A 3,315-nucleotide genomic window follows, 5' to 3' on the forward strand; every position below is an offset into this window, starting at 1 on the left:
CGATCACCTCGAAGCCGTAGCCGGCCTCGTCGTGCACGCGGGCCAGGACGCCCACGTCCGTCGTGGTGAGCTCCTCGACGCCCGACGCGGGCGCGGTGGCCTCCGGGCTCGGCGTCGGGTCGCCCGGCGTCGCCTCCGGGGTGGTGGGAGGCACCTCCGCCCCGGCGGCACGGGCCAGCCGTGCGGTCAGCTCGCCGCGCGAGGTGGCGACCGAGGCCAGCAGCCGCGCGAGCGGGCCGTCGGTGACCGCGTCGGCATCCGTGAGCGCAGCGCGGGTGGCGGCGGCGAGGTCCTGCACCAGCTCGGCCACGGTGATTCGCTCCGGCGTCGGGGTGGCGGCTGACGGGGTGTCCGTGGGCGCGGGCAGGCCGGAGACGTACACGCCGCCGAGCTGCTCGGCGTGCTGGTCGGAGAAGCTCGTGACGTCCGCCAGGACGGGTGCGACCGGCTCGGCGGACCCCTCGGGGAGCAGCACCGCCTGCGTCGCCGCAGCGGCCAGGGCGAGCGAGTCGGCGACCGTGCGCGCCCGGACCTGCTCGACCGCGTCGGGGCTCGGCTCGACGGGCGGCGGCGTCTCCGCGCGCAGGCCGCACGCCGCGAGGGTGAGAACGGTCACTGCGGCCACCAGCGCCCGCAGGCCAACCGGCACCGGACGCGCGTGATCGCGGTGGCCTGCAGGGTCTCGGTCCGCGCTCATCGCCGGTGATCCTGCCATGCCACGGGGGCGCGGCCGTGGGGCACGCCCGGACTCGTTACTGTGGACCCACAACATCACAGGGTCGCACCGTCGCTCGCCGACGACCCGCTGGACCGACAGGAGGCTGACATGGTCGCGCCAGCGCACGCAGAACGGGTCCGGCACGTCGTGGAGCCCGCGGTCGCGGCCGGGGGGCTGGTCCTCGAGGACGTCACGGTGCGCAGGTCCGGGCCGAGGTCGGTGGTCGAGGTCGTGGTCGACCTGACCGAGGACGACGAGGGCCTGCTCGACCTGGAGCGCGTGGCCGAGGCGACGCGCGCGGTCTCCGACGCCCTCGACGCGGCCGACGTCATCGTCGGGGAGTACACGCTCGACGTGATGAGCCCCGGCGTGTACCGCCCGCTGACCGAGCGCCGGCACTACACGCGCGCCGTCGGGCGGATGCTCACGGTGACCCTGACGGACGGCACCAAGCTGGCCGGCCGGCTGACCGAGGTCGACCGGTCCGCGCCCGGCGACGCCGTCGTGGTGGTGCCCGTGACGCCCGGCCGCAAGGGCCGCAAGCCGGTGGTGGGCGAGCCGGTCCGCCTGCTCCTGACGGACGTGCGCGAGGCGCACGTCGAGGTGGACCTGTCGGGCCTGGGCCCTGTGGACGTGGACCAAGACGAGACAGCCGCGCGCGACGACGCCGGCGAGGAGAGCTGAGATGGACATCGACATGCAGGCGCTGCGGCTGATCGAGCGCGAACGGGACATCAGCCTCGACGTGCTGGTCTCCGCGATCGAGCAGGCGCTGCTGTCCGCCTACCACCGCACCCCGGGCGCGCAGACGCGCGCCCGCGTGGAGCTGGACCGCAAGACCGGTCACGTCACCGTGTGGGCCCGCGAGGCGGCGCCGGTGGGGGAGCCCGACGACGAGGGCATCCTGCCGCCGCCCGGTCCGGACGGGCCGGAGTACGACGACACCCCGGCAGGCTTCGGTCGCATCGCGACGGCCACGGCCCGCCAGGTGATCGTGCAGCGTCTGCGTGACGCGGAGGACGACCAGGTGCTGGGCGCGTTCCGTGGCAAGGAGGGCGAGGTGCTCGGCGGCGTCATCCAGCAGGGCCGGGACCCCCGCACCGTGCTCATCGACGTCGGCGGCACCGAGGCGGTCCTCCCGGCGCACGAGCAGGTGCCCGGCGAGGAGTACGTGCACGGCGACCGGATCCGCGGCTACGTCCTCGAGGTCGCGCGCGGCCAGCGCGGACCGCAGGTGACCCTGTCCCGCACCCACCCGAACCTGGTGCGCAAGCTGTTCGAGCTCGAGGTGCCCGAGGTCGCCGACGGCACCGTGGAGATCACCGCGATGGCGCGCGAGGCGGGTCACCGCACCAAGATGTCCGTCCGCGCGACGGTGGCGGGCGTCAATGCCAAGGGCGCGTGCATCGGCCCGATGGGCGGCCGCGTGCGTGCCGTCATGGCGGAGCTGCACGGCGAGAAGATCGATATCGTCGACCACGCGGACGACCCCGCGGAGATGATCGCCCACGCTCTCTCCCCGGCCCGGGTGCTGTCCGTCACGGTGGTGGACCCCGTGGCACGCGCCGCCCGCGTCGTCGTGCCCGACTACCAGCTCTCGCTCGCCATCGGCAAGGAGGGCCAGAACGCCCGGCTCGCCGCCAAGCTGACCGGCTGGCGCATCGACATCCGGTCCGACGCCGAGGTCCCGGGGGAGAGCGTGCCGCAGGGCGCCCGCGCTGCTCGCGACGGTGCGGACGGCAGTGAGTGACCCCACGAGTGACGCCGCCGGAGCCGCGGCGCGGTAGACTTGCTGCGGCTGGGCCGGATGTCCGGCTCCTCCCGTCGAGCCGGCGGACCCCACTGACACCGAAAGATGTCTCTGGCATGGGTCCGGTGCGCACGTGCGTGGGGTGCCGAGCCACCGGCCCGAGGTCAGCCCTGCTGAGGGTGGTCGTGGTCCGCGAGAGTGCAGTCGAGCTCGTCGTGGACGTCGGTCGCCGGATGCCGGGCAGGGGGGCATGGCTGCACCCCGATCCTGGATGTCTCGAGAAGGCCGAACGCCGGCGTGCGTTCGGGCGTGCCCTGCGAGTTGCGGGGCAGCCCGGCACGAGCGCGGTCCACCGCCACCTCGAGCAGCAGGAGCAGGACGTCGTCGGGTAGTTCCCGGCGACGAGGCCGATCGTCGATACGGAAAGCGGGTTGGAAGCCGATGGCTGCCCGATGAGCACGCACCGATGAGTACCCAGCGATGAGTACCCAGCACTAACGACGGTCCGACCCTGTCCGGGCGGACCGAGACAGGAGAGATGTGGCCAAGGTCCGCGTCTACGAGCTCGCCAAAGAGCTCGGGGTCGACAGCAAGACCATCATGACCAAGCTGAACGAGTTCGGTGAATTCGTCCGCTCGGCATCCTCGACCATCGAACCGCCGGTCGTCCGCAAGCTGCGGGACACCTACCCGGTCGACGGTGGAGGTTCCACCCCTGCAGCACCGAAGGCACCGGCACGTCCGGCACCTGCGCCGGCCGCCGCTGCCCCCAGCGCTCCCGCTGCACCGGTCGAGGCCCCGCGCCCGGCACCTGCAGCCCCCGCCGCGCCGGCTGCCACCACGGCTC

General features: G+C 73.8%; 5 protein-coding genes. 4 read left to right on the forward strand and 1 reads right to left on the reverse strand.

Going from position 1 to position 3,315, the window contains the following annotated elements; genetic code table 11:
• The coding region (locus RYN42_RS20070; protein WP_399552556.1) for a hypothetical protein at positions 1 to 616 on the reverse strand (616 nt) is incomplete at its 3' end.
• Positions 617 to 826: 210 nt separating this feature from the next.
• Between RYN42_RS20070 and rimP the strand changes: the two genes are divergently transcribed.
• The 4 genes from rimP to RYN42_RS20090 all read left to right on the forward strand — a co-directional run.
• A complete protein-coding gene (gene rimP, locus RYN42_RS20075) occupies positions 827 to 1,402 on the forward strand; it encodes a ribosome maturation factor RimP (RefSeq protein WP_315099374.1) in 576 nt (191 codons plus the stop codon).
• A gap of 1 nt (position 1,403) precedes the next feature.
• The gene (nusA, locus tag RYN42_RS20080) at positions 1,404 to 2,468 is read left to right on the forward strand and encodes a transcription termination factor NusA (protein ID WP_315099376.1); all 1,065 of its coding nucleotides are present in this window, start codon (positions 1,404 to 1,406) and stop codon (positions 2,466 to 2,468) included.
• 116 nt (positions 2,469 to 2,584) lie between these two features.
• Entirely contained in the window at positions 2,585 to 2,860 is a 276-nt protein-coding gene (locus RYN42_RS20085; protein ID WP_315099378.1) for a YlxR family protein, read from the forward strand.
• 148 nt (positions 2,861 to 3,008) lie between these two features.
• Positions 3,009 to 3,315 (forward strand): translation initiation factor IF-2 N-terminal domain-containing protein (locus RYN42_RS20090; protein WP_315099381.1); only part of this gene is annotated, 307 nt, incomplete at its 3' end.

This window comes from uncultured Cellulomonas sp. (genome assembly GCF_963527515.1).
Lineage (GTDB): Bacteria > Actinomycetota > Actinomycetes > Actinomycetales > Cellulomonadaceae > Cellulomonas.